The organism is Halobaculum sp. EA56, from assembly GCF_051195075.1.
Taxonomy (GTDB): Archaea; Halobacteriota; Halobacteria; order Halobacteriales; family Haloferacaceae; genus Halobaculum.
Map to the genome: position 1 here is coordinate 416,773 of NZ_JBNTJX010000002.1, position 21,892 is coordinate 438,664.

Here is a 21,892-nt window from a genome sequence, read left to right on the forward strand (position 1 = left end):
GTCAGAACACCCCGATGCGGGAGGCGACTTCCTGTGCGTCGCTGTCCTCGTCGAGTTCGACGGTCGCCTTCTTTTTCCCCTGCGGGGTCACCTGCGTCCGGACCGACTCGACGCCCACGTCGAACTGCTCGGCGACGGCGTCGGCGATCTCGGGCTTGGCGGCGTCGATGTCGACGACGAACTGGAGCTTGTTCTGGAAGTCCATCTCGTCCATCGCCTTCTCGGTGACGAGCGGGTGGTGGATGACGGAGCTCATCGCTCGGCCACCTCCTCCAGCGCGCTCTCGGTGTACACCGTGAGGCGGCCGGGGTGCGTCCCCGGCGCCAGGTCCTCGACGTTGAGCTCGCGGCCGGTGGTCACGTCCGCGCCTGCGAGGTTGCGCGCCGCCTTCGACGGCTCGCCCGCGGTCACGAACAGCACCGACTTGGGCTCCTGCGTCTTCCGGCCGCGGGTCGTGCCGCGCCCGGCGCGGATCGTGCGCCCCTCGTCGGCGCGCTCGATGTCGTCGGCGAGCCCGACGGCCTCGAGGAAGGAGACGACCTCCTTCGTCTTCACGAGGTCCTCGAACTCGTCGGAGACGACGAGCGGGAGCTCGGTGTCCTCGTCGAAGGCGTGGCCGCGCTCGGCGACCAGCTCTGCGTCGGCGGTGGCCGCGATGGCCGACCGCGTCGCGAGCTTGCGCTCCTTGTCGTTCACCTTCTTGCTCTGGTCCTTCTCGGCCTTCGGCGGGTGGGCCTTCCGACCCTTGACGGTCTGCGGGACGCGGCGGCCCTGCCCGTTCGAACGGGGCACGTGGGCCATGCCGCGGCCGGAGCCGAACGACTCCGCGGGCGTGCGGAGCCCGGCGTACTCGTCTGCGCCGTAGGCCTGCTTCCGGTTCGCCTGCGCGGCGACGACGGCCCGCCGGATGAGATCCGAGCGGAACTCCGTCTCGAAGACGTCGGGGAGGTCGACCTCGCCCGCCTCGTCGCCGTTCAGGTCGCGTACTGTTGCCTTCATTATCCTTGGTTCGATGCGGTGGAGACGTAGCGCACCTCGGGGTCGAGGCGCGGCTGGTCGTTCGGCCGGATGGCCGGGCGGAACCGCAGGAGGCGCTTGGAGGGACCCGGCAGCGAGCCCTTCACGAGCGCGTAGTGGCCGTCCACCTCGCCGTAGCCCTTGAAGCCGCCCTCGACGGAGGCGTCGTCGCCCTCGCCGAAGTCGATGAGCCGCTTGTTGAGCTCCGTGCGCTGGTGGTAGCCGGTCTGCCCCTGCTGGGGCACGGTCGAGCGGACGCGCGAGGGGTTCCACGGGCCGAGGTTGCCGATCCGGCGCCGCCAGCCCTGCCGCGCGTGCTTGCCCTTCCGCTTCTGGACGCCCCAGCGCTTGACGGGGCCCTGGGTGCCCTTCCCCTTCGTGATGCCGGAGACGTCGGCGTACTCGCCGGCGCGGAAGACGTCGCCGAACTCGTGTTCGCCGCCGTCCTCGATCAGCTCCAGCGCGTAGTCGAGGCGCTCCTGCAGGGAGTCGCCGCCGACCCGCGTCTCCATCACGTCGGGCTTCTTCTTGGGGACGTTCGAGAGCGCGGCCGGCTCGGTGTGGGTGATGAACCGGAGGTCGTCGACGACGCCGTCGTCGACCAGCTCGCGCAGCTCCTCGGCGTCCTCCTCGAAGGTGTTCTCCGCCGGCAGGTCGAGCGTGCGGTCGAGCTCCTCGTGGAACTCGGTGGCCCACACCTCGGTGACCGGCTTCTGTCCGTACGGCGTGTCCTCGTAGGCTCGCAGGGCGGCCGCCCGCATGGGGGGCACCTCCACGACCGTCACGGGAACGGACTCCTCCATCCCCTCGCGCGGGGAGTCGGACTCGTCGTTCACCATGACGACGTGGGTCATGCCCGCCTTGTAGCCCGCGAAGCCCTGGACGCCGGCGGCGCCGTCGTCCTCGGGCCACGAGCGGATGCGGGGGACCTCGCTGCTCGCGCGCTTGCGCGGGCCGAAGCCCAGCGAACCCTTGCGTGGTCTGCTTGGTTGTGGCATTGTGTTTGGCTTACTCCGTGAGCGTGAGGGGCGAGAGCGCGGCGAAGATCGCCTCTTCGGTCCGCACGACCTCGCTCCCCTGTCGCGGAATCGCGTTCAGCCAGAGGTCGAACCCCGAGCCGTCCGTGGCGTCGGGGTCGACCGGGACATCCGCGGGGTCCATCCCGAGGATGGCCGGGAGCCCCCTGCCGGGCGCGCCGAACGCGACGGCGACGTGCGTGTCGCGCGTGCGATCGCGGACGTCGGACAGCCGGGACACGGTGAGTTCCCGGCCGTGGCGCGACGTGGCGATCGCGGCGTCGGCGGCGGCGAGGGCGTCCTTCAGGTCCGATTCCGCCACCCGGAACCCCGGCGCGGGGTCGTCGGTGAGGCGGGCACGGACCGGTTCTCTCGAAGAGACCCTGACGGTGACGCGCTCCCCCTCCACGACCTCCCGTCCGGGAGGCGCGTGCAGGGAGATCGGGTGTTGCGTTCCGCAATTGACCCGAACGCGGCCTTCAGGTCCGACCTCGGTCACGATTCCCTCTCGTAGTTCCGACCCGTCGGGGCCGGATCGAGCGGGCCGCATCGGCGGGAGCACCCCCACGTGCCGGAGCTCCTCGCGTTTCCCCCACACCTCCTTGCGGAGGTAGGAGGGGGTCGCGCAGTACTCCAGCAGCGTGCGGACGTACTCGCCGCCTCTGCGGCGTTCGCCTTCCCGGTCGGGGAAGACGACCAACCGGTCCGCCCGGAAGATCGTCGCCGCGCGGGCGACGTAACCGAGTTTCCGCGTGGCCTCGCGGCCGTCCTCGGCCTCCCGGACGAGCGACGACGGAACGAGCACGTCGAGCGTCGTTCCGTTCATTGTCGCTGCACCGGACTGTACTACGTCGATCCTCGGCCGCACCGTAAAAGGGTATTGACTCGTCTCTCCCGTAGTCACGCCGTCACACACCCGTCCGCGGACGTTTCACGTGCGAACCACTCACGTGCCGGGTGGCGTCACCCGGGTGGGATCGCGTCACACGAGAGGGGTGCACACGGCGGCCGCGGAGGAACGGATTTATGTACTCCCCTGCCGTTAGTGGTGAATGCGCACCGGGAGAAAGCCGGAGACGGCGCCCGGATGCAGGTACGCACTGGTAGTGTAGTGGTATCACGTGACCTTGCCATGGTCACAACCGGGGTTCAAATCCCCGCCAGTGCATCCTTCTCGGACGGCCGCTGACGAACGAGGCGTCGCCTCACCAGTCGCGGCCCCGCTCGTGTGCCACCCCGTGCCCCGCGACGCCAACGCTTATTCCACCCCCGCCGCATCCCCGGAGTACCCATGGAGGATCTAGACGACGTGTTCGTCGCGCAGGTGATGTCCGAGAGCCTCTACACCGTCACGCCCGACACGCTGGTCGAGGAGGCGGCCAAGGGCATGATGAAGCGGGGCATCGGGTCGGTCATCGTCGTGGACGGGGACGGGACGCTCCGCGGCATCCTCACGAACACCGACTTCGTGCAGATCGTCGCGGAGCGACAGCCGAAGGACCGGACGCCCGTCTCCGAGTACATGAGCACGGACCTCGTCACGGCCGCCCCCGGCGACTCGCTCGCGGACGTGGCCGCGACGATGCTGGAGCACCGGTTCCACCACATGCCCGTCACCGACGGCGAGAGCGGCGTCGTCGGCGTCGTCTCGACGACCGACCTCACGGCGTACGTCTCGGACATCCCCGCGTAGGCGAACGCGGATCACGATGCCCTCCGCGGCGGCGCCCTACTCCGGGTCCCCCTGCTCGACGTCCTCCCCGGCGTCCCCGCCGTAGCCCACGGCGTCGACGGTTTCGACGACCGCGAGCCCGTTCAGGTCGCACAGGGCCGAGACGGCCTCCTCGGGGAGCGCGACCCGGTAGGAGTCGAACGGCAGCTCCGCCTCCACGGTGCCGCCGAGGTCCCCGACGGCCCCGCGGAAGTCCTCGGCGTCGCGGTCGCCGAGTTCGACGACCAGGGTCGCCGTCTCTCCCGGGATCGGGTCGTCGCGCATCCGCCTGACCGGGTGGCTCAGATACACGTCGGGGCGAGGGGGCCCCGGAAGTTGTGGGTACCGCTTCCCGGCGGGCGCCCGAGCCCGTGCCGGTCCCGGACACGCCGCCTCCCCGCGTCGTCACCCACGGGCCGTCGCGCTCGGTCGGGGGAACCGCTTTCACCGCGGGCGACGTGTCCCCGCGCATGACCGTCATCGCGCTGTTGAGCGTCGCGCCGGTCGTCGAGGGGAGCATGTCGGGCGAGGTGGCGAAGGCCGTCGCCGCCCTCGACGACTTCGACGTGACCTACGAGACGAACCCGATGGGGACCGTCATCGAGGCCGACGACGTCGAGGAGCTGATGGCGGCCGCGACGGCCGCCCACACCGCCGTCGACGGCGACCGCGTCTCCACGTTCCTGAAGATCGACGACAAGCGGACGCGCGACCAGTCCGCCCGCGAGAAGGTCGAGAGCGTCGAGCGCGAACTCGGGCGGCCCGCCCGGAGCGACGTGGAATAATAACTCAGCCCGGATCTATTGCTAGGAACGAGCATCTATCGCGCCCGTATTGGCAGTCAGGTTAATACCCGACCGACCGCTACCGCAGGTAGGAATGACTCGTGACGACGCCGTCGACGGATCGTCCCCCGAGGACGGCCGCGGCGGAGGGGCCGACTCGGGGCAGTCGGGGGAGGGGCCGACGGACCGGACGGTCGACCTCTCGGTTCCCGACATGGACTGCGCCTCCTGCGCGTCGAAGGTCGAGCGGGCCGTCTCCGGGGTCCCCGGCGTCACCGGCGTCGACCCCCGGCCGACGACCGGCGACCTGACGGTCGCCACGGACGGCACCGTCGACCGGAAGTCGGTCGTCTCGGCGGTCGAGGGTGCAGGGTACGAGGTCGCCGACGGCCTGGAGTCCGTGACGCTGTCGGTGCCGGAGATGGACTGCGCCTCCTGTGCCGGCAAGGTGTCCGGCGCGCTGGAGCGCGTCGAGGGCGTCCGCGACCTCGACGCGTACCCGACATCCGGGACGGTGCGCCTCCGGTTCGACCCGGACGCGACGACGCTCGCGGCGGTCGTCTCGGCGGTCGAGGGCGTCGGCTACGAGGTGGTCGGGACCTCGCTCGACGGGGGCGACGGCGGGGTCGACGGCTCCGGCGGCGACTCGGTGTGGCGGAGCCGCCGCGCGTACGCGACGTACCTCGCGGCGGCGCTGACGGCGGTCGGCCTCGTGCTCGCGAACCCCCTGGCGCCCGCGGGGGCCGGTCCCGCCGTCGACCTGTTCGGCCGCGTGGTCCGGGTCGGCGACCTCGCGTACCTCGGGGCCGTCGCCGTCGGGGGCGTCGCCGTCTTCCGCGACGGCTACTACTCGCTGCGCCAGCGGAGCCTCGACATCGACCTGCTGATGAGCGTCGCCATCCTCGGCGCGGTGGCGGCGGGGATCGGCTTCGACGAGCCGCTGTACTTCGAGGCGGCGACGCTGACGACGCTGTTCTCCCTTTCGGAGCTGCTGGAGGCGGCGGCGATGGACCGCGCGCGCGACTCCCTCCGCGAGCTGATGGAGCTGTCGCCGTCGGAGGCCACCGTCCTGAGAGACGGCGAGGAAGTGGTGGTCCCCGCCGACGCCGTGGAGGTCGGCGAGACGGTCGTCGTCCGCCCGGGCGAGCGGATCCCCCGCGACGGCACCGTCACCGACGGGACGAGCGCGGTGAACCAGGCACCCGTCACCGGCGAGTCGGTCCCGGTCGACAAGGCGCCGGGCGACGAGGTGTTCGCCGGCACCATCGTCGAGGGCGGCTATCTGGAGGTGGAGGTGACGACCGAGGCGGGCGAGGACACCCTCTCGCGCGTCGTCGACATGGTCGAGGCGGCCCAGGGCGAGCGCTCCGAGCGCGAGCAGTTCGTCGAGCGCTTCGCGGGCTACTACACGCCGGTCGTCGTCGGCTTCGCCCTGGTCGTCGCGCTCGGCCCGCCGCTGGCCGTCGGCGCGGCGTGGGACACGTACGTCCTCTACGGGCTCACGCTCCTCGTCCTCGCGTGCCCGTGCGCGTTCGTCATCTCCACCCCGGTCACGGTCGTCTCCGGCATCACCGCCGCCGCCCGCAACGGCGTGCTGATCAAGGGCGGCACGCATCTGGAGGCGATGGGGGACGTGGACGCGGTCGCCTTCGACAAGACGGGCACGCTGACGAAGGGGGAGCTGACCGTCACCGACGTGATCCCGCTGGGCGACAACTCCGAGGCCGACGTGCTCCGGTGCGCCCGCGGGCTGGAACTGCGTTCCGAGCACCCCATCGGCGACGCCATCGTCGAGCACGCCGAGGCCGAGGGCGTCGACGACCGCGCGGTCGACGACTTCGAGGCGGTCGCCGGAAAGGGCGTGTCCGCGACGCTCGACGGGACGCCCCACTACGCGGGCAAGCCGGGCCTGTTCGCCGACCTGGGCTTCGACCTCTCGCACGTCCACGCCGCCACCGACGGCGGGGTCGTCACCCGGACATCGCGGGCCATCTGCGAGCGGAACAACTGTCTGGACCTCCTCTCGGACACGGTTCCCGAACTCCAGGCCGAGGGGAAGACGGTGGTGCTGGTCGGGACCGAGGACGACCTGGAGGGCGTCATCGCCGTCGCCGACGAGGTGCGCCCCGAGGCGCGCCGGACGGTCGAGCGCCTCCGCGAGGCCGGCGTACGCACGGCGATGCTCACCGGCGACAACGAGCGCACCGCCCGGGCGGTCGGCCGCGAGGTGGGGGTCGACGAGGTGCGCGCGGAACTGCTCCCCGACGAGAAGGTGGCCGCCGTGGAGGAACTGCTCGACGAGCACGACGGCGTCGCCATGGTCGGCGACGGCGTCAACGACGCCCCCGCCCTCGCCACCGCGACGGTGGGGATCGCGATGGGCGCCGCGGGTACCGACACGGCCCTCGAAACCGCGGACGTGGCGCTGCTGGCGGACGACCTCTCGACGCTCCCGTACCTCCGGACGCTCGCCGAGCGCGCCAACGCCGTCATCCGGCAGAACGTCTGGACGAGCCTCGCGGCGAAGGCCGCGCTCGCGGCCGCGGTCCCGTTCGGGCTCGTCCCGATCTGGTTCGCCGTCCTCGCCGGCGACGCGGGCATGACCGTCGGCGTCACCGCGAACGCGAGCCGGCTGGCGCGCGTCTCGCCCGACGACCCCGGCGCGGACGGGACGGACGCCGCGGGAACGGCCGGCCGCGACGCGGAAGCGAAGGCTGAGGCGGCGTCCGACGGTGAGGGGGAGCCGCCGTCGACGCCGCCCGCTCAGTCGGCCCAGTAGCGGGCCAGCCCCGCGCTGGTCGTCATCTCGACGACGCCGAACACCACCGCCGGAAGCGTCGCGGCCGGCGGGAACCCCGCGGCCACGAGCAATGCCGCCGCGACCGCGAAGTCGCGCATCCCGACACAGAGGGTCGAGGCGACCCGCTCGCCCGCGGAGAACCCGAGGGCGGAGCCGGCGAGCCACCCCGCGGCGTACCCCGCGAGGTTGAGCGCGACGGCGCCCGCGACGACCGGGAGGAGCACCCCCTCCCCCGACAGCACGAGCGCGGCGTTGTCCGCGGCGACGATGCCGATGACGAGCACGACCATCACGCCCGACACGGACGGGTAGAGGTCGTCGTGCGGGGCGATCCGGCCGGGGAATCGCGCCCGGAGCCCGACCGCGAGCGCCATCGGCGCGACCACCGCGACGAGGAGCTGTCGGACGATGGGCACCGCGTCGACGGCGACGCCCCCGGCGAGCAACGTCGTCGTCGCCGCCGGCACGATCCCGAGCGTCGCGACCCCGACGGCCACGAGCACGACCGTCGAGAGCGCGGTGTCGCCGCCGGCCAGTTCCGTCATCGTCGGCGTCACCAGCTCGGGCGTGACGGCGCCGAGGACGACGAACCCCGCGGCGAGCGCCGGCGGGAGCCCGAGCAGGCGCGCGAGCGCGAGGGCGGCCAGCGGCATCGCCGTCTGGACGGCCAGCACCGCCGCGAGCGGCCGTCCCCGGACGCCGCGGAAGCGCGCGGGCGACAGCGTCAGCGACACCGACCCGATCATCACGGCGAGCAGCGGCGTCGACAGCGGCTTCAGCGCGGCCAGCCGGGGGACCGCGAGCCCGACCGCGACGGCGCCGAGCACCCACGCGAGCAGGTAGTCGTCGACGGCGGCGGCGAGGCGACGGAGCACGGCGGTGCTCCCGCCGCCGGGGTGGTGTAGCTGTCGATGCCTCGCGTCGGGTCCGCACGACCGCCGGCGACGGTCGGCCCCGTCCCGGCCCCCGCCTCCGTCCCACCGGCCGGGGGGCACGCACCGGCAGAACCGGGAACCATTAGCCCACCCGCGCTGAATCTGGGCGCATGCCCGAGTTCAACGCCTTCTTCGAGCGCCTCCGCGACCGCATCGAGTCGAAGGACACCGTCGTCTCGGTCGGGCTGGACGCCGACCTCGACCGCATCCCCGAGCACCTCCTCGACAAGGACCTCCCCCGGTGGGCGTTCAACCGCCGGATCATCGACGCGACCCACGAGTACGCCGCCTGCTACAAGCCCAACGCCGCCTTCTACGAGGACGCCGACGGCTGGCGGTCCCTCAGGGAGACGGTGGCGTACGCCCACGGGAAGGACGTGCCCGTCCTGCTCGACGCCAAGCGGGGCGACATCGGCAACACCGCACGGAAGTACGCCGAGGTGCTGGAGCACGTGGACGCGATCACCGCGAACCCCTACCTCGGGCGCGACTCCCTGGAGCCGTTCCTCTCCAGGGAGGACAAGGGCGTGTTCGTGCTGTGTCGCACCTCGAACCCCGGCGGCGCCGACCTGCAGGACCTGGAACTGGACTCGGGCGAGCCGCTGTACCGGCGCGTCGCCGCGCTCGCCGACCTGTGGAACGAGCGCGGCAACGTCGGCCTCGTCGTCGGCGCGACCGCGCCCGAGGAACTGGCGGAGCTGCGCGAGGCGGTCCCCGACCTGCCGTTCCTCGTCCCCGGCGTCGGCGCGCAGGGGGGCGACGCCGAGGCCGCCGTCGAGCACGGCCTCGCCGACGGCGTCGGCCTCGTCAACTCCTCCCGGGGGATCATCTTCGCGGGGGAGGAGGGCGGGGCGCACAGCGCCTCGGGAAGTCGAGCGGCGAGGCCGCGAGACGCGGACGAGGACTTCGCGAAGGCGTCCGGGCAGGCCGCGAAGCGCCTTCGCGACCGGCTGAACCGGTACCGCGGCGACTGACGGAGCGCGGGCCGGCCGGCCGAGGCCCGGTCTCCCGTCGCGGGAGCCGAAGGGGGTGTCGTATTTACGTCTCCGCCGACGAGGGGGGACCATGTCGCCCGAGGGCCTCGCGGTCGTCCTCCTCGCGTTCCTCGCGGGCGGGACCGCGGTCGCCGTCGGGACGTACGCCTGGCAGAACCGCGGCGAGCCGGGCGCGACCTCGTTCGCGCTCCTGATGGCCGGGGTCGCCGTCTGGTCGCTGTCGTACGCGCTGGCGCTCACGGCGTTCGACCCGGGCACGCGCGAGCTGTTCGAGGTCCCCCTCGAGGTGGGGAAGGCCATCGTCGCGCCCGCGTGGCTGTTCTTCGCGCTCGGGTACACCGGCCGCGGCGAGTACGTCGACCGGCGGCTGATCGCGGTCGTGTCCGTCGTCCCGGTCGTCACCACCCTGCTCGTGGCCACGGCGCCGGCCCACGGGCTGATGTGGACCGACTACCGCATCGCGCCGACGTTCGGGACCGCGACGGTGCTGTTCGACCCCGGGATCTGGTTCTACGTCCACGCCGCGTTCGGCTGGGTCGTCATCGGCGCGGGGATGGTGTTCCTCCTGGAACCGGTCCTCTCCTACGGCGCCCTCTACCGCGACCAGGGGATCGCGCTCATCCTCGGCGCCGCCGTCAGCTTCGCCGCCCACGTGAAGGCGGTGTTCTTCCTCCCGCCGGTCCCGGCGCTGGATCTCACGCCGCTGACCCTCGCGATCACCGGGGTCCTGTTCGGCTTCGCCCTGTTCCGGTTCAGGCTCCAGGGCCTGCTGCCGGCGACGCAGGTGCTCGGGCGCCGGGCCGCCATCGAGGACGTGGGGGTGGGCCTCGTCGTCGTCAACGCCGAGGGGCGGCTCATCGAGTTCAACTCCGCCGCCGGGCCGGTGCTCGGCATCGGGGACGGCCGACCCCGCGCCGCCGCCGAGGCCGACGATGCGGGACCGGCGGGCGGCGGCGACAGCGCCGGCTCGGTCGCCGGCGACCCGCTCGACGCGTACGTCGCCGACATCGACCTCGACGACACCGAGCCCCAGCGGATCGAGCAGACGACCGACGCCGGCTACCGCGTGTACGAGGCGACCGTCTCCGGCATCGACGACCACCACGGCCGCGTCGTCGGCTACACCGTGACGTTCGCGGACGTGACGGACCGGGAGGCGCGCAGGCAGCGCCTCGAGGTACTCAACCGCGTCCTCAGGCACAACCTCCGAAACGACATGACGGTCGTCGTGGGCAACGCGGACCTGCTGACCGAGCGGGTGGACGAGGACGACAGGCCGCTCGCGGACGCCATCAGCAGGCGCGGCCGGGCGCTCCAGCGCCTCGGCGAGAAGGCTCGCGACGTGGAGGAGGTCCTCGACGACGCCGCCGCGGCGCGCGAGGTCGCCGCTGCCGAGGTCTGCCGCGACGTCGTCCGCGACGTCCGGGAGTCGTATCCGGACGCGGACGTCGCCGTCGACGTGCCCTCGGACCTCCGGCTGGTCGTGCGCGAGCGCGTGCTCCGGGTGGTGATCGGGAACCTCGTGGAGAACGGGATCGAACACGGCGACGGCGCGACCGTCCGGGTCGCCGTCCGGGTCGACGACGACGGGGTCCGGTTCGTCGTCGCCGACGACGGGCCGGGGATCCCCGAGGCCGAGCTCGAGAGCATCCGCTCGGGAACGGAGACGGCGCTGTCCCACGGGAGCGGCCTCGGCCTGTGGGTGGTCAGGTGGGGGACCCGCCTGCTCGGCGCCGACCTCTCCTTCGATGACCGCGACACGACCGGGACCGTGGTGACGGTGGCCCTCCCGGAGCGCGTGCTGGCCGACGCCGACGGCGACCACGACGACGGTACCGCGGTCCCCCCGGGCGCGGGGACGGAGCGGGGCGCTGAAGCGACGGACTGACGGCCGCGCCGGGGAACCCCGGCCGACGCGACGGGGCCGTCGCCGCGGGTCGACGGGGCCTACGTCATCCCCGGCCCCGCGGCGCAGTCGGCACAGAAGCCGGTGTCCGCGTCGTAGTGATCCCGGCAGACGGCCGCGCCGCAGCGGTCGCACGAGAAGTTCGCCGCGGCGACCTCACACACCTGACAGAGTCCGGTGACGCTCATCGTGGTGCCTCCGGACGTCCGTTGGGCGTCGGGGGACTTGGCCGCTCCGCCGGTTCCGGTCGCCCGGCGAGGGGTTTACGGTCGGCCGGCGCCGATCCGGGGTGTGGACCGCGACGTACTCCTGCTCGGGATCGCCGCCGTGCTCGCCGGCCTGACGGCGACGCTCGCGATGCTGGGGATCACTCACTCGCCGTTCGTGTTCGTCGCGGCGCTCCCGACGGGCGCGGCCGCCTACTTCATGTGGTACCAGGCGTCGGGCCGGATGAAGGAGGACCTCCGCTCGCGCGCCGCCGGCCGTCGCTCGCGACGGGGCGCCGCCGAGGGCCCCCGCGGGGGCGACTCCCGGTTCGCCCGCGAGGCGCGCGCCCGGATGGGCGACGGCGGACGGGTCGGACCCGGCGGCCCGCGGGGGCGCGGGCGTGGGACGACCGCCGGGGCCGCGGCGCCGAACGCGACCTCGGGGATGCCCCCCGGCGACGCCCGCCGGACGCTCGGCGTCGACGCCGGCGCCGACCAGGCGGCGGTGAAGTCCGCCTACCGGGAGCGGGTGAAGGAGACGCATCCCGACTCCGGCGGCGACGAGGAGGAGTTCAAGCGCGTCAACCGCGCCTACGAGACGCTGAAGGAGGACTGACGCCTCCGCCCCCGCCGTTCCGGGCGAACGCGGACCGTTCCGACGGTCCTGTCGTTCCGCTCGTCCCGCCCGTCCGTCGCCTCACGGCACCCGTCGAACGCCCGAGGTCCCCGTCGCTACTGTGCCATTGAGTCACATACGCGTGAAAACCGTTATACTCGCCCGACCCTACCCGACGGCTATGGGCGCAGACCGGGCCGTGCTCCGGCGTACCATCGAGCGCGGCGAGGAGGAGGGCGGGAACGTCGAGTTCAAGACCCGCCTCACTCGCGAGGTCCACCTGGCGGAGGGTCGCATGGAGTCGCTGGCCGCACAGCTGCGCCACCGGGTGCTCTCGGGCGACGGCGAGGCGCTGTACGTGGTCGGCGTCACCGACGACGGCGGCATCGCGGGCATCGCGCCGACCGCCTTCTCGGAGTCGATGGACGTGCTCTCGCTGTTGGCCGAGGAGGCCGACGCGCACATCCACGACGTGGAGACGTGGGCCGCCGGCGACGACGAGGCCGAGGGCGGGATCGTCGGCCTCGCGACGATCCGCGAGGGCGCGGCGTTCGAGGCGGACGACGACCACATCGTCGTCGGCACCGCCGGCCACGTCGACCACGGCAAGTCCACGCTCGTCGGCACGCTCGTCACCGGGCAGGCCGACGACGGCGAGGGCGGCACCCGCTCGTACCTCGACGTGCAGCCCCACGAGATGGAGCGCGGGCTCTCGGCCGACCTCAGCTACGGCGTGTACGGCTTCGACGACGACGGCCCCGTCCGCATGGACAACCCCGACCGCAAGTCCGACCGCGCCCGCGTCGTCGAGGAGGCCGACCGCCTCGTCTCGTTCGTCGACACCGTCGGTCACGAGCCGTGGCTCCGCACGACGATCCGGGGGCTCGTCGGCCAGAAGCTCGATTACGGCCTCCTGACGGTCGCCGCCGACGACGGCCCGACGAAGACCACCCGGGAACACCTCGGCATCCTGCTTGCGATGGAACTCCCGACGGTCGTCGCGATCACGAAGGTCGATGCGCCCCCCGAGGAGCGCGTGCGGGAGGTCGAGCGGGAGGTGGAGTCGATGCTCAGGGACGTCGGCCAGACGCCCCTCCGGACGGGCCGCCACGGCGTCGCCGCCGCCGTCGACGAGATCGGCGACGGCGTCGTCCCCGTGCTGCTCACCTCGGCGGTGACGAAGCAGGGCCTGGGCGAACTCGATCGGATGCTGGAGGCCCTCCCGAAACGCGCCGCCGGCGCCGACGGCGACTTCCGGATGTACATCGACCGCACCTACGACGTGAAGGGGGTGGGCGCGGTCGCCTCCGGCACCATCCGCTCGGGCGAGGTGGAGGCCGACGACGACCTCCTGCTCGGGCCGATGGCCGACGGCTCCTTCCGCGAGGTGGAGGTGCGCTCCATCGAGATGCACTACCACCGCGTCGACAGGGCGCGCGCCGGCCGGATCGTCGGCATCGCGCTCAAGGGCGTCAGGGAGGAGGAGATCCGGCGGGGGATGGCGCTGGTCCCCCGCGACGCCGACCCGCGACCGGTCCGCTCCTTCGACGCCGAGGTGATGGTGCTGAACCACCCCACCCGGATCGGGGAGGGGTACGAGCCGGTCGTCCACCTGGAGACCGTGAGCGAGGCCGCCGTGTTCTCGCCCGAGGGCGGGCGGCTCCTCCCCGGCGACACCGGCGAGACCGAGATCCGGTTCAAGTTCCACCCGTACCTCGTCGAGGAGGGCCAGCGGTTCGTCTTCCGCGAGGGGCAGAGCAAGGGCGTCGGCACCGTCACCGGCGTCGAGTACGGCGACGAGTAACGCCCACCCGCGTCCAGGCCGTCCGCGGGTGCGGATCCGTTCGCTCTCTCCGTTCCGTTCTCACCCGTCCACGAGCGCGGACAGCGACGGCACCCGGGCCGCGTCCTCGGGGACCGGTGTCCGGTCGCCGACGAGCACGGCGTCCATCCCCGCCGCGAGCGCGCCCTCGGCGTCCGACGCCGGCGAGTCGCCGACGTGGACCGCGTCGTCGGCGTCGACGCCGAGGGCGGCCAGGGCCGCCTCGAACGCCCCCGCCGCGGGCTTGGCGGGCGCGTCGTGACCGGCGTACACCACGTCGACCGCGCGCTCGTCGAGGCCGACGGCCCCCGCCTTCGCCGCCTGCGCGTCGGGCGGGCCGTTCGTCACGACCGCGTAGGGCACCCCGCGCTCGTCGAGCGCGTCCAGCAGGTCCGGGGCGCCGGGGCGCCACGTCACGTTCGACTGGTCGCGCTCGCGCTCGAACGCCCGGGCGACCTCGCGGCCCAGTTCCGGATCGCGGCCCCGGTCCGCGGCGAGTTCGGCGAAACACGCCGCACGGAGGTCCGCTATCGAACCCGTCCGGTCGTTGAACTCGGCGAAGCGGTCGCGGTACGCGTCGACGGGGAACACCGGGTCGGTTCCGACGGCCTCGAACGCGGCGGCCAGCACGTCGCCGGTGGTACGGCGGTACGAGACGAGCGTGTCGTCGAGGTCGAACGTCACCGCCCGGGGGTCGGCGAGCGGGGGCGCGAGGGTCTGAGCGGGGTCGGCCCCTTCGCTCCGGCCGTCGTTCCCGCGCTCACTCCGCCGGGTCATCCTCCCCCTGTCGAAGCGTCCGGAGCGTCCCGGTCGCGACGTACCCGCCGTCGCGTTCGGCGGCGAGGTCGAGCAGGACGAACCATCCGAGGATCCGGCGCACGCGTTCTCGCCACACCGACTCCCAGTCCTCGGTGCGGTAGCGTTCCCACTCGGGGACCCGGTCGGCGAACCCCGCAAAGGCCTCCTCGGCACTCAGCGGGTCGGCCTCGTCGGCGGCGTGGCCGCCGCCCGGCGTCGCTCCGCCGTCGGGGCCGTCGCCGTCGGCGGCCAGCAGGGCGTCGGCCACGTCGCTCGCGCCGTAGACGCCAGACAGCAGGCGCTCCCGCAGGCGGTCGACGGTCGGGTCCGCGCGCCGGCGCTTGAACCCCTCGTCGGTCTCCTCGGCCAGCCCGAGCGCCCGGAGGAAGGTGAGCCACGTCCGGGCCACGTCGCGCGAGCGGAGGCCGAGTCGGCGCATCAGCCGGGCGCAGCAGTCGTCCTCGCTGCCGGGGACCAGCGGGACGGCCGCCTGCGCGTCGGCGACGAACGCCGCCGTGTCCGGCGGTTCGGGGACGAGTTTGAACTTCATGGGCTCCCGTCGCTCAGATCACTGGTACCCGAAGGACTCCGCGAGCAGGTCCTCGTGGGTTCCCCCGAGCGCGTACGTCGGGCCGTCGAGCACGTCGACGGTGACGGCCGCGGGGGCGAACACGGACTCGTCGACCTCGTAGAAGTCGTAGTCGGCGTCGGCGAACACTGCCGAGAACGGCCGGCCGTACTCGTCGGCGGCGCTGGAGGGGAGTTGCTCGAACACGTCCGGGTCGTCGGTGGCGACGGTGAGGTGGGCCTCCCCGCCGTACGCGAGGGCGTCGTTCGTCCGGCCCATCGCCTCCGTCTCGTCGTAGCTGACCGGGGCGACCGGCGCCGACCCGGCGGCGGACTGCACGTCCTGGGGGTCGTACCCGAGCTCGAACAGGCGGAAGACGGCCAACTCCGCGGCGCGGGCGGCCGCGGTGACGCTCCCGGCGGTCGACCCGAGCGCCGTCGTCGGGAGGTAGACGGCCCCCTCGTTCACGTTCGCCTTCTCCGCGACGTGCTCGACGACGGCGTCGTCCGGGAGGACGGCGCTCTCGACGCACAGCACCGTCAGGTCGAACTCGTCGTAGTAGCCGAGCGCCTGGTACTCGCGCTCCTCGCCCACGAGCGCGCGGGCGGGGCCGGAGCCGAGCCCGGCGAACTCGCCGACGTCGAGCTCCCAGCCGGCCTTCTGACACCCGAGCAGGGCGATACCCGGGTGGTCGGTCGTCAGCTCGACGTACGGCGTCGGCGACCCGTCGACGCGGCCCATCCGCGTCTGGAGGGTGGCGAGGCCGGCGGTCTGGATCTCCGCGAGGAGCAGGCCCGCCTCCAGGCCGCCGTCCGCCTCGACGCCGAAGTCGATCACCGTCGCGCCCGAGTCGAGCTCGTAGCCGGCGACGTTGAGCTCGTCGGCGAAGTCGAGCGCCTCGTCGACCAGCTCCACCGCCATGCGATTGAGGCTGTCCATGGGCGGGCTTCGTCGGCCTGCGGTTTAAGCCCGGTCTTGCCCGGCGAGCGCCGCCCGCGCCCGGTCGCGCAGGCCCGACGGCTCGCGGTATCGCTCCGGCTCGTCGTACAGCGTCCGGTAGCGCTCCCGGCCGCCGAACTCCCCGGGCCCGAGGAACGCCGCCCCCGCCGCGTCGCTCGCGCCGACGGGCTCCCCCTCCGTCGCCCGGCGGGCGACGGCGTACAGGAGGACGAGGGCGTGGCTCCCCTCCACGACCTGTCGCGTGACGGCGTCGAACAGGCGGAGGTCGTCGGGGTCGACCGCCAGCCCGGTCTCCTCGTGCAGCTCCCGTGCCGCCGCCGTGTCCGGCTGCTCGTCCACCTCGAGGTGGCCGCCCGGGAGCATCCACTCCCGCTCGGGGTCGTCCGGCGACGGCTCGACCCGGTGGGCGTCGTCGATGCGGGCGAACAGGACGCGGTCGCTCTCCAGGACCGCGACGCGGCAGTTCGGGGTCGGGTTGTGGAAGACGAACTCGTCGCAGTCGCGACACCGGTGGACGGTCGGCGGGTCCGGGTGGGACAGCGCGCTCCCGCAGTCGGGGCAGTGCTCGGGCGGGCCGTGGCGGGTCATCGTCGAGTACCGGGTCGCGGCGGCACAAAAAACGCCGGTCGGGGGACGCTTCCGCGGGGATCGGGTCCCCGGAACCGAGTCGGCGGTGGGTCCTGTGTGTGGGCGACTCGGCACGGAGACCGTTGCGCCGTGTCTCCGGGACGCTCGCTTCGATCGTGTCTCGTTTCGTTCGTGGGCGGCTCGGCACGAGGACCTCGCCGTTCACGAGACCTGCGGTCTCGTGAGCTCACAAATCGCACCGCGATTTGTGAACGCCGCCCGTCCGTCGCCTCGCTTCGCTCGGCGACGCCTCGTTCGTGGGCGGCTCGGCACGGAGACCTCGCCGCCGACTCACCGAGGTCTCCCCGCGGTCGACCTCACCTCAGTCGTCGCCGACGGCGCCCGCCCCGAACTTCGCGGCGGCCTCCACCCCGTCCGCCGCCTCGGGGATCTCCTCGCGCACGTCGTCGCCGCGGCCCTCCGCGATCACCTCGGCGTACGCGTCCGGCAGGACGCGCGTGAAGTCGCCGACGACCGACTCCCAGTCGGCGAGCAGGTCGGCCGCGCGCTCGCTGCCGGTGCGGGCGTGGTGGTTCTCGACCAGGCGGCGAAGCATCGCCTCGTCCTGGTCGGTCAGGTCGTCGCTCAGGCTCACCATCCCCGTGTTCGTCTTGGCGGCCAGTTCGTCGTCCGGGTCGTGGACGTACGCGACGCCGCCGGACATCCCCGCCGCGAAGTTGCGGCCCACGTCGCCCAGCACCGCCACCACGCCGCCGGTCATGTACTCGCAGCCGTGGTCGCCGACGCCCTCGACGACCGCCTTCACGCCGGAGTTGCGGACGGCGAAGCGCTCGCCGGCCATCCCGTTGACGTACGCTTCGCCGTCAGTCGCGCCGTACAGCGCGACGTTGCCGATCAGGATGTTCTCGTCGGGCTCGAAGCCGGCGTCCTCGGGCGTCTCCACGACGACCGTTCCGCCGGAGAGCCCCTTGCCGACGTAGTCGTTGGCGGCGCCCACGAGGTGTGCGTCGACGCCCGAGGCGAGGAACGCGCCGAACGACTGGCCAGCCTCGCCGCGGAAGTCCAGGTCGAGCGTGCCCGCGGGGAGCCCGTCCTCGCCGTGGGCCTCCGAGATGCGGTTCGAAAGCGTGGCGCCGACCGCGCGGTCGGTGTTGTCCACGTCCGCCGCGAGCGCGGCTGGCTCGCCCGTCGCGACGCTGTCGCCGAGTTCGTCGAGGAGGTCCCAGTCGAGCGCCTCGTCGAGGTCGGGGTGGTCCTGTTCGCGGACCTTGTGGCGCGGGCCGTCGTCGGCGGGCTCGGCGATGAGCGCCGAGAGGTCGAGCTTGCTCGCCTTCGGGTGGTCGACCTCGCGCTGGGAGAGGCACTCGACCCGGCCGACCATCTCGTCGACCGAGGTGAACCCCAGGTCGGCCATGATCTCGCGCAGCTCCTGGGCGATGAACGTCATGTAGTTGATGACGTGCTCGGGCTCGCCGGGGAACCGGTCGCGCAGGTCCTCGCGCTGGGTGGCGACGCCCACCGGGCAGGTGTTCTGGTGACACTGTCGGGCCATCACGCAGCCCGAGGAGACGAGCGCGGCCGTCCCGAACGCGAACTCCTCGGCGCCCAGCAGGGCCGCGACGGCGACGTCGCGGCCGGTCTTGAGCCCGCCGTCGGCCGAGACGGTGATGCGGTCACGCAGGCCCGTCGCGCGCAGCATCTGGTTCGCCTCGGCGACGCCCAGCTCCCACGGGAGGCCGGCGTTCTTGATCGACGTCTTCGGCGACGCGCCCGTCCCGCCGGAGTGCCCGGAGATGTGGACCACGTCCGCCTCCGCCTTCGCGACGCCGGCGGCGATGGTGCCGATGCCCGCTTCGGAGACGAGCTTCACGTTGATGTCGGCCTCCGGGTTCGCGGCCTTCAGGTCGTAGATCAACTGCTTCAGGTCCTCGATGGAGTAGATGTCGTGCAGCGGCGGCGGCGAGATGAGCCCCACCCCGGGCGTAGAGTAGCGCACGTGGGCGATGTACTCGTTCACCTTCGGACCGGGGAGGTGGCCGCCCTCGCCGGGCTTCGAGCCCTGCGCCATCTTGATCTGGATCTCCTCGGCGCTCGCCAGGTAGTTCGACGTGACGCCGAAGCGCCCGGAGGCGACCTGCTTGACGTTGCAGTTACGCTCGGTGTCGAAGCGCTCGGGGGGCTCGCCGCCCTCGCCGGTGTTCGCCTTCGCGCCGATCCGGTTCATCGCGATCGCGTTGTTCTCGTGTTGCTCGGGCGAGAGGCTCCCCAGGCTCATCGCGGCCGTCGAGAAGCGCTCGACGATCTCCTCGACGGGTTCGACCTCATCGACGGGGACCGGGTCGCGCTCGGAGGAGATGTCGAGGAGGTTGCGAAGCTCCGCGGGCTCGTCGGGGTCGTTCACCTGCGCGGCGAACTCGTCCCACGCCTCGCGGTCGCCCTCGCGGACGGCGGTGTGGAGCGCGTTCACCGAGTGGGGATTCCAGCCGTGCTTGATCCCCGAGGAGCGGTGCTCGTACTCGCCCTGCGTCTCCAGTTCGGGGTCCTCCCCGAAGCCGACCTCGTAGCGCTCGCGCAGGTCCGATTCGATCTCGGGGAGTCCGATCCCCTCGGTCCGGATCTCGGTGCCCTCGAAGTACTCGCGCACGAGGTCGGAGTCGAGGCCGACCGCCTCGAAGATCTGTGCGCCCTGGTAGGACTCGACCGTCGAGATGCCCATCTTCGCCATCGTCTTGAGCAGGCCCATCTCCAGGGCGTCGCGGTAGGCGGAGAGCGCCTTCCCCTCGTCGGCGCCGTCGGGGCCGGCGACGATGTCGCGGACGGTGTCGTACGCGAGGTACGGACACACCCCGCCGGCGCCGTAGCCGACGAGACACGCGACGTGGTGGACCTCCCGCGGGTCGCCCGACTCGACCACGAGGCCGGCGCGGGCGCGCAGGCCCTCGCGGACGAGGTGGTGGTGGACCGCGCCCGTCGCCAGCAGGCTCGGGACGTGCATCCGGTCGGCGCCCATGTCGCGGTCCGAGAGGACGAGCACGTCGGCGCCGTCGCGGACCGCCTCGGCCGCGGCCGCGCGGAGGTCCTCGACGGCCTCCCGGAGGGAGTCGTCGGGATCGAACGTCATGTCCAGCGTGACGGACGTGAGCGTCCCGTCGGTCGCCGTCTCCAGGTCACGGAGCGTCGCGGTCTCCTCCTCGGTGAGCACCGGGGAGTCGTTGACGACCTGGCGGGCGTGCTCGGGTGTCTCCCCGAGGAGGTTGCGCTGGGGCCCGAGACGAGTCTCCAGGGAGGTGACGAGCTCCTCGCGGATGTAGTCGATCGGCGGGTTCGACACCTGCGCGAACAGCTGCTTGAAGTAGGTGAACAGCGGGCGGTCGAACTCCGAGAGGACCGAGAGGGGCGTGTCGTCGCCCATCGAGCCGACGGGGTCCTTCCCCTGTTCGGCCATCGGGCCGATGAGGTGGTTCAGCTGGTCCGTCGTGTACCCGAACGCCGCCTGCTTGCTCCGCAGGTCGTCGTCCGGTCCGGTCTCGGGGCTCGGGTCGGCATCGGCGGTCACGTCCGCCAGGTCGCGCTGCTCGGCGTCGACCCACTCGCCGTACTTCCCGTCGGTGAGGTCGGCGAACACCTCCTCGTCGTCGAGGACGCGGCCCTCGCCGCGGTCGGCGACGAACGTCTCGCCGGGGCGGAGGCGCCCGCGCTCTTTGACCTCGCTCGGGTCGTGCTCCAGCGCGCCGACCTCGCTGCCCATCACGAGGCGGTTGTCGGCGGTCACGTCGTAGCGGCACGGCCGCAGGCCGTTGCGGTCGAGCACGCCGGCGACGCGGTCGCCGTCGAAGCCGATAACCAGGGCGGGACCGTCCCACGGCTCGACCAGCGAGGCGTGGTAGTCGTAGAAGTCGCGGCGCGCCTCGCTCATCGCGTCGTCCTTGCGGTACGCCTCGGGGATCATCATCCGGAGCGCGTGGGGGAGTTCGCGCCCGCCGTTGAGCAGCAGGTCGAGCGTCTCGTCGACCGACGCCGTGTCCGACTGGTTCGGGTCGGAGATGACCGGCCGCACCGCGTCGAGTTCCTCGTCGGTGAAGCCGCCGTCGGCCAGGTCCGACTGGCGCGCGCGCATCCAGTTGACGTTGCCCTGGATGGTGTTGAACTCGCCGTTGTGGACGATGTTGCGGTACGGGTGCGCGAGGTGCCACGCCCCCAGGGTGTTCGTGGAGAAGCGCGCGTGCACCAGCGCGACGCCGGTGTCGAGGCGCCCGTCGCCCAGGTCCGGGTAGTACGCGGGGAGCTGATCCGCCTTCAGCAGGCCCTTGTAGACGACGCGCCGTCGGTCCAGCGAGCAGACGTAGAATCGCTCGCCGCCGTCGACGCCCTCGACGGCCGACTCCAGCGCCCGCCGCGCGACGTACAGCCGTCGGTCGAGGTCGTCGTCGCTCGGGTCGTCCGTCGGCGCGACGAAGACCTGCCACACGTCGGGCTCGGACTCCAGCGCCGTCTTCCCGAGGTCCGCGGCCTCGGCGTCGGTCGGCACGTCGCGCCACGCGAGCACCTCCAGGTCGTACCCCGCGAGCGTCGACTCCACGAGCGACTCCAGGTCGCCGCGCGCGGCGTCGTCGGTCGGCATGAACAGCGACCCCACCGCGTACCGCTCGGGCAGGTCGCCGACGACCGACTCGAAGAAGGCGTCCGGCCGTTCGATCATGATCCCGGCGCCGTCCCCGGTGTTCTGTTCGGCGCCCGTCGTCCCCCGGTGTTCGAGGTTCTCCAGCAGGTCGAGTGCGTCCGTTACTACTTCGTGCGACCGACCGCCGTCTAAGTCGACGACGGCGCCCACACCACAGTTCGAGCGCTCGTCACTGGGGTCCGCCAGGCCCCCGACGTGCGCCGACGCGTCCGGCTCAGTCATGTGGTACGGTACAGGCCACCCGGGTAAAGGGCTGACCCTAAACGGCTAAGGGTGTGTTATTGGCATATTAGGGTATCAAAGGACAACCCTATCCTCTCGGACGACCGTGAGGATCCCGAACCGCGGGACGGCTCGCCCTGACTCGGATTCGAGTTGTCATGTCGAGGGATGCGGGCGTGCTCCGGCGGCGGGAACGGACGGGAAAACGGGGGATGCGGACCGGCCGGCCGCGTGCGGGCGTGGTCGACGTCGGGCCCCTCGCCGAC

At 72.6% G+C, this 21,892-nt stretch carries 19 protein-coding genes and 1 tRNA gene; 8 read left to right on the top strand and 12 right to left on the bottom strand.

All coding sequences use genetic code 11. The features are described 5' to 3' along the window. Position 1: 1 nt before the first annotated feature. Genes ACQUQ1_RS05350 through ACQUQ1_RS05365 form a run of 4 tightly spaced genes read right to left on the bottom strand, consistent with a single transcriptional unit; the run spans position 2 to position 2,859 of the window. A complete protein-coding gene (locus ACQUQ1_RS05350; protein ID WP_435063234.1) occupies positions 2-256 on the bottom strand; it encodes a 50S ribosomal protein L23 in 255 nt (84 codons plus the stop codon). After that, a complete protein-coding gene (gene rpl4p, locus ACQUQ1_RS05355; protein ID WP_435063235.1) occupies positions 253-999 on the bottom strand; it encodes a 50S ribosomal protein L4 in 747 nt (248 codons plus the stop codon). The genes ACQUQ1_RS05350 and rpl4p overlap by 4 nt, the downstream gene beginning before the upstream one ends. Next, positions 999-2,015, bottom strand: coding sequence for a 50S ribosomal protein L3 (locus ACQUQ1_RS05360; protein WP_435063236.1), 1,017 nt, complete (start codon positions 2,013-2,015; stop codon positions 999-1,001). Before ACQUQ1_RS05360 ends, rpl4p begins: the two co-directional genes overlap by 1 nt. A 10-nt stretch (positions 2,016-2,025) precedes the next feature. After that, entirely contained in the window at positions 2,026-2,859 is an 834-nt protein-coding gene (locus ACQUQ1_RS05365) for a putative RNA uridine N3 methyltransferase (RefSeq protein WP_435063237.1), read from the bottom strand. A gap of 271 nt (positions 2,860-3,130) precedes the next feature. On the opposite strand from ACQUQ1_RS05365, the gene ACQUQ1_RS05370 reads away from it, so the two are divergent. Further along, positions 3,131-3,201: transfer RNA gene (locus ACQUQ1_RS05370), tRNA-Gly, on the top strand. A gap of 123 nt (positions 3,202-3,324) precedes the next feature. Further along, positions 3,325-3,726, top strand: a complete 402-nt coding sequence (locus ACQUQ1_RS05375; RefSeq protein WP_435063238.1) for a CBS domain-containing protein — start codon at positions 3,325-3,327, stop codon at positions 3,724-3,726. A gap of 36 nt (positions 3,727-3,762) precedes the next feature. Here the strand turns inward: ACQUQ1_RS05375 and ACQUQ1_RS05380 are convergent, their stop codons facing one another. Continuing rightward, entirely contained in the window at positions 3,763-4,056 is a 294-nt protein-coding gene (locus ACQUQ1_RS05380; RefSeq protein WP_435063239.1) for a hypothetical protein, read from the bottom strand. 158 nt (positions 4,057-4,214) lie between these two features. Here ACQUQ1_RS05380 and ACQUQ1_RS05385 point away from each other — a divergent pair, with 158 nt between their 5' ends. Beyond that, a complete protein-coding gene (locus ACQUQ1_RS05385) occupies positions 4,215-4,529 on the top strand; it encodes an MTH1187 family thiamine-binding protein (RefSeq protein WP_435063240.1) in 315 nt (104 codons plus the stop codon). 94 nt (positions 4,530-4,623) lie between these two features. Continuing rightward, positions 4,624-7,308, top strand: coding sequence for a heavy metal translocating P-type ATPase (locus tag ACQUQ1_RS05390; protein WP_435063241.1), 2,685 nt, complete (start codon positions 4,624-4,626; stop codon positions 7,306-7,308). Here ACQUQ1_RS05390 and ACQUQ1_RS05395 read toward each other — a convergent pair. Then, positions 7,293-8,204 (bottom strand): bile acid:sodium symporter family protein, encoded by a 912-nt coding sequence (locus ACQUQ1_RS05395; RefSeq protein ID WP_435063242.1) that lies wholly within the window; start codon positions 8,202-8,204, stop codon positions 7,293-7,295. The genes ACQUQ1_RS05390 and ACQUQ1_RS05395 overlap by 16 nt on opposite strands. A gap of 170 nt (positions 8,205-8,374) precedes the next feature. Here ACQUQ1_RS05395 and pyrF point away from each other — a divergent pair, with 170 nt between their 5' ends. Continuing rightward, a complete protein-coding gene (gene pyrF / locus ACQUQ1_RS05400; RefSeq protein WP_435063243.1) occupies positions 8,375-9,238 on the top strand; it encodes an orotidine-5'-phosphate decarboxylase in 864 nt (287 codons plus the stop codon). Positions 9,239-9,329: 91 nt separating this feature from the next. Next, complete coding sequence (locus ACQUQ1_RS05405) at positions 9,330-11,147, top strand: histidine kinase N-terminal 7TM domain-containing protein (protein WP_435063244.1); 1,818 nt, start codon at positions 9,330-9,332, stop codon at positions 11,145-11,147. A gap of 59 nt (positions 11,148-11,206) precedes the next feature. Here ACQUQ1_RS05405 and ACQUQ1_RS05410 read toward each other — a convergent pair whose 3' ends face one another. Continuing rightward, on the bottom strand, positions 11,207-11,353 hold the full coding sequence (locus ACQUQ1_RS05410; RefSeq protein WP_435063245.1) for a hypothetical protein: 147 nt from the start codon (positions 11,351-11,353) through the stop codon (positions 11,207-11,209). A 103-nt stretch (positions 11,354-11,456) separates the two neighbouring features. On the opposite strand from ACQUQ1_RS05410, the gene ACQUQ1_RS05415 reads away from it, so the two are divergent. Beyond that, on the top strand, positions 11,457-11,987 hold the full coding sequence (locus ACQUQ1_RS05415; protein WP_435063246.1) for a J domain-containing protein: 531 nt from the start codon (positions 11,457-11,459) through the stop codon (positions 11,985-11,987). A gap of 181 nt (positions 11,988-12,168) precedes the next feature. Further along, positions 12,169-13,791 carry a GTPBP1 family GTP-binding protein gene (locus tag ACQUQ1_RS05420; RefSeq protein ID WP_435063247.1) on the top strand — a complete coding sequence of 541 codons (1,623 nt, stop codon included), beginning with the start codon at positions 12,169-12,171 and terminating at the stop codon, positions 13,789-13,791. A gap of 60 nt (positions 13,792-13,851) precedes the next feature. Here the strand turns inward: ACQUQ1_RS05420 and ACQUQ1_RS05425 are convergent, their stop codons facing one another. The 5 genes from ACQUQ1_RS05425 to gltB form a co-directional block, all read right to left on the bottom strand. After that, the gene (locus ACQUQ1_RS05425) at positions 13,852-14,586 is read right to left on the bottom strand and encodes an HAD family hydrolase (protein WP_435063248.1); all 735 of its coding nucleotides are present in this window, start codon (positions 14,584-14,586) and stop codon (positions 13,852-13,854) included. Beyond that, positions 14,570-15,157: a hypothetical protein gene (locus ACQUQ1_RS05430; protein ID WP_435063249.1), complete on the bottom strand. Its 588-nt coding sequence runs from the start codon at positions 15,155-15,157 to the stop codon at positions 14,570-14,572. The genes ACQUQ1_RS05425 and ACQUQ1_RS05430 overlap by 17 nt, the downstream gene beginning before the upstream one ends. A gap of 18 nt (positions 15,158-15,175) precedes the next feature. Further along, entirely contained in the window at positions 15,176-16,114 is a 939-nt protein-coding gene (gene mch, locus ACQUQ1_RS05435) for a methenyltetrahydromethanopterin cyclohydrolase (RefSeq protein WP_435063250.1), read from the bottom strand. Positions 16,115-16,138: 24 nt separating this feature from the next. Beyond that, entirely contained in the window at positions 16,139-16,723 is a 585-nt protein-coding gene (locus ACQUQ1_RS05440; RefSeq protein WP_435063251.1) for an NUDIX domain-containing protein, read from the bottom strand. 361 nt (positions 16,724-17,084) lie between these two features. Next, the gene (gene gltB / locus ACQUQ1_RS05445; RefSeq protein WP_435063252.1) at positions 17,085-21,626 is read right to left on the bottom strand and encodes a glutamate synthase large subunit; all 4,542 of its coding nucleotides are present in this window, start codon (positions 21,624-21,626) and stop codon (positions 17,085-17,087) included. Positions 21,627-21,892: the final 266 nt, after the last annotated feature.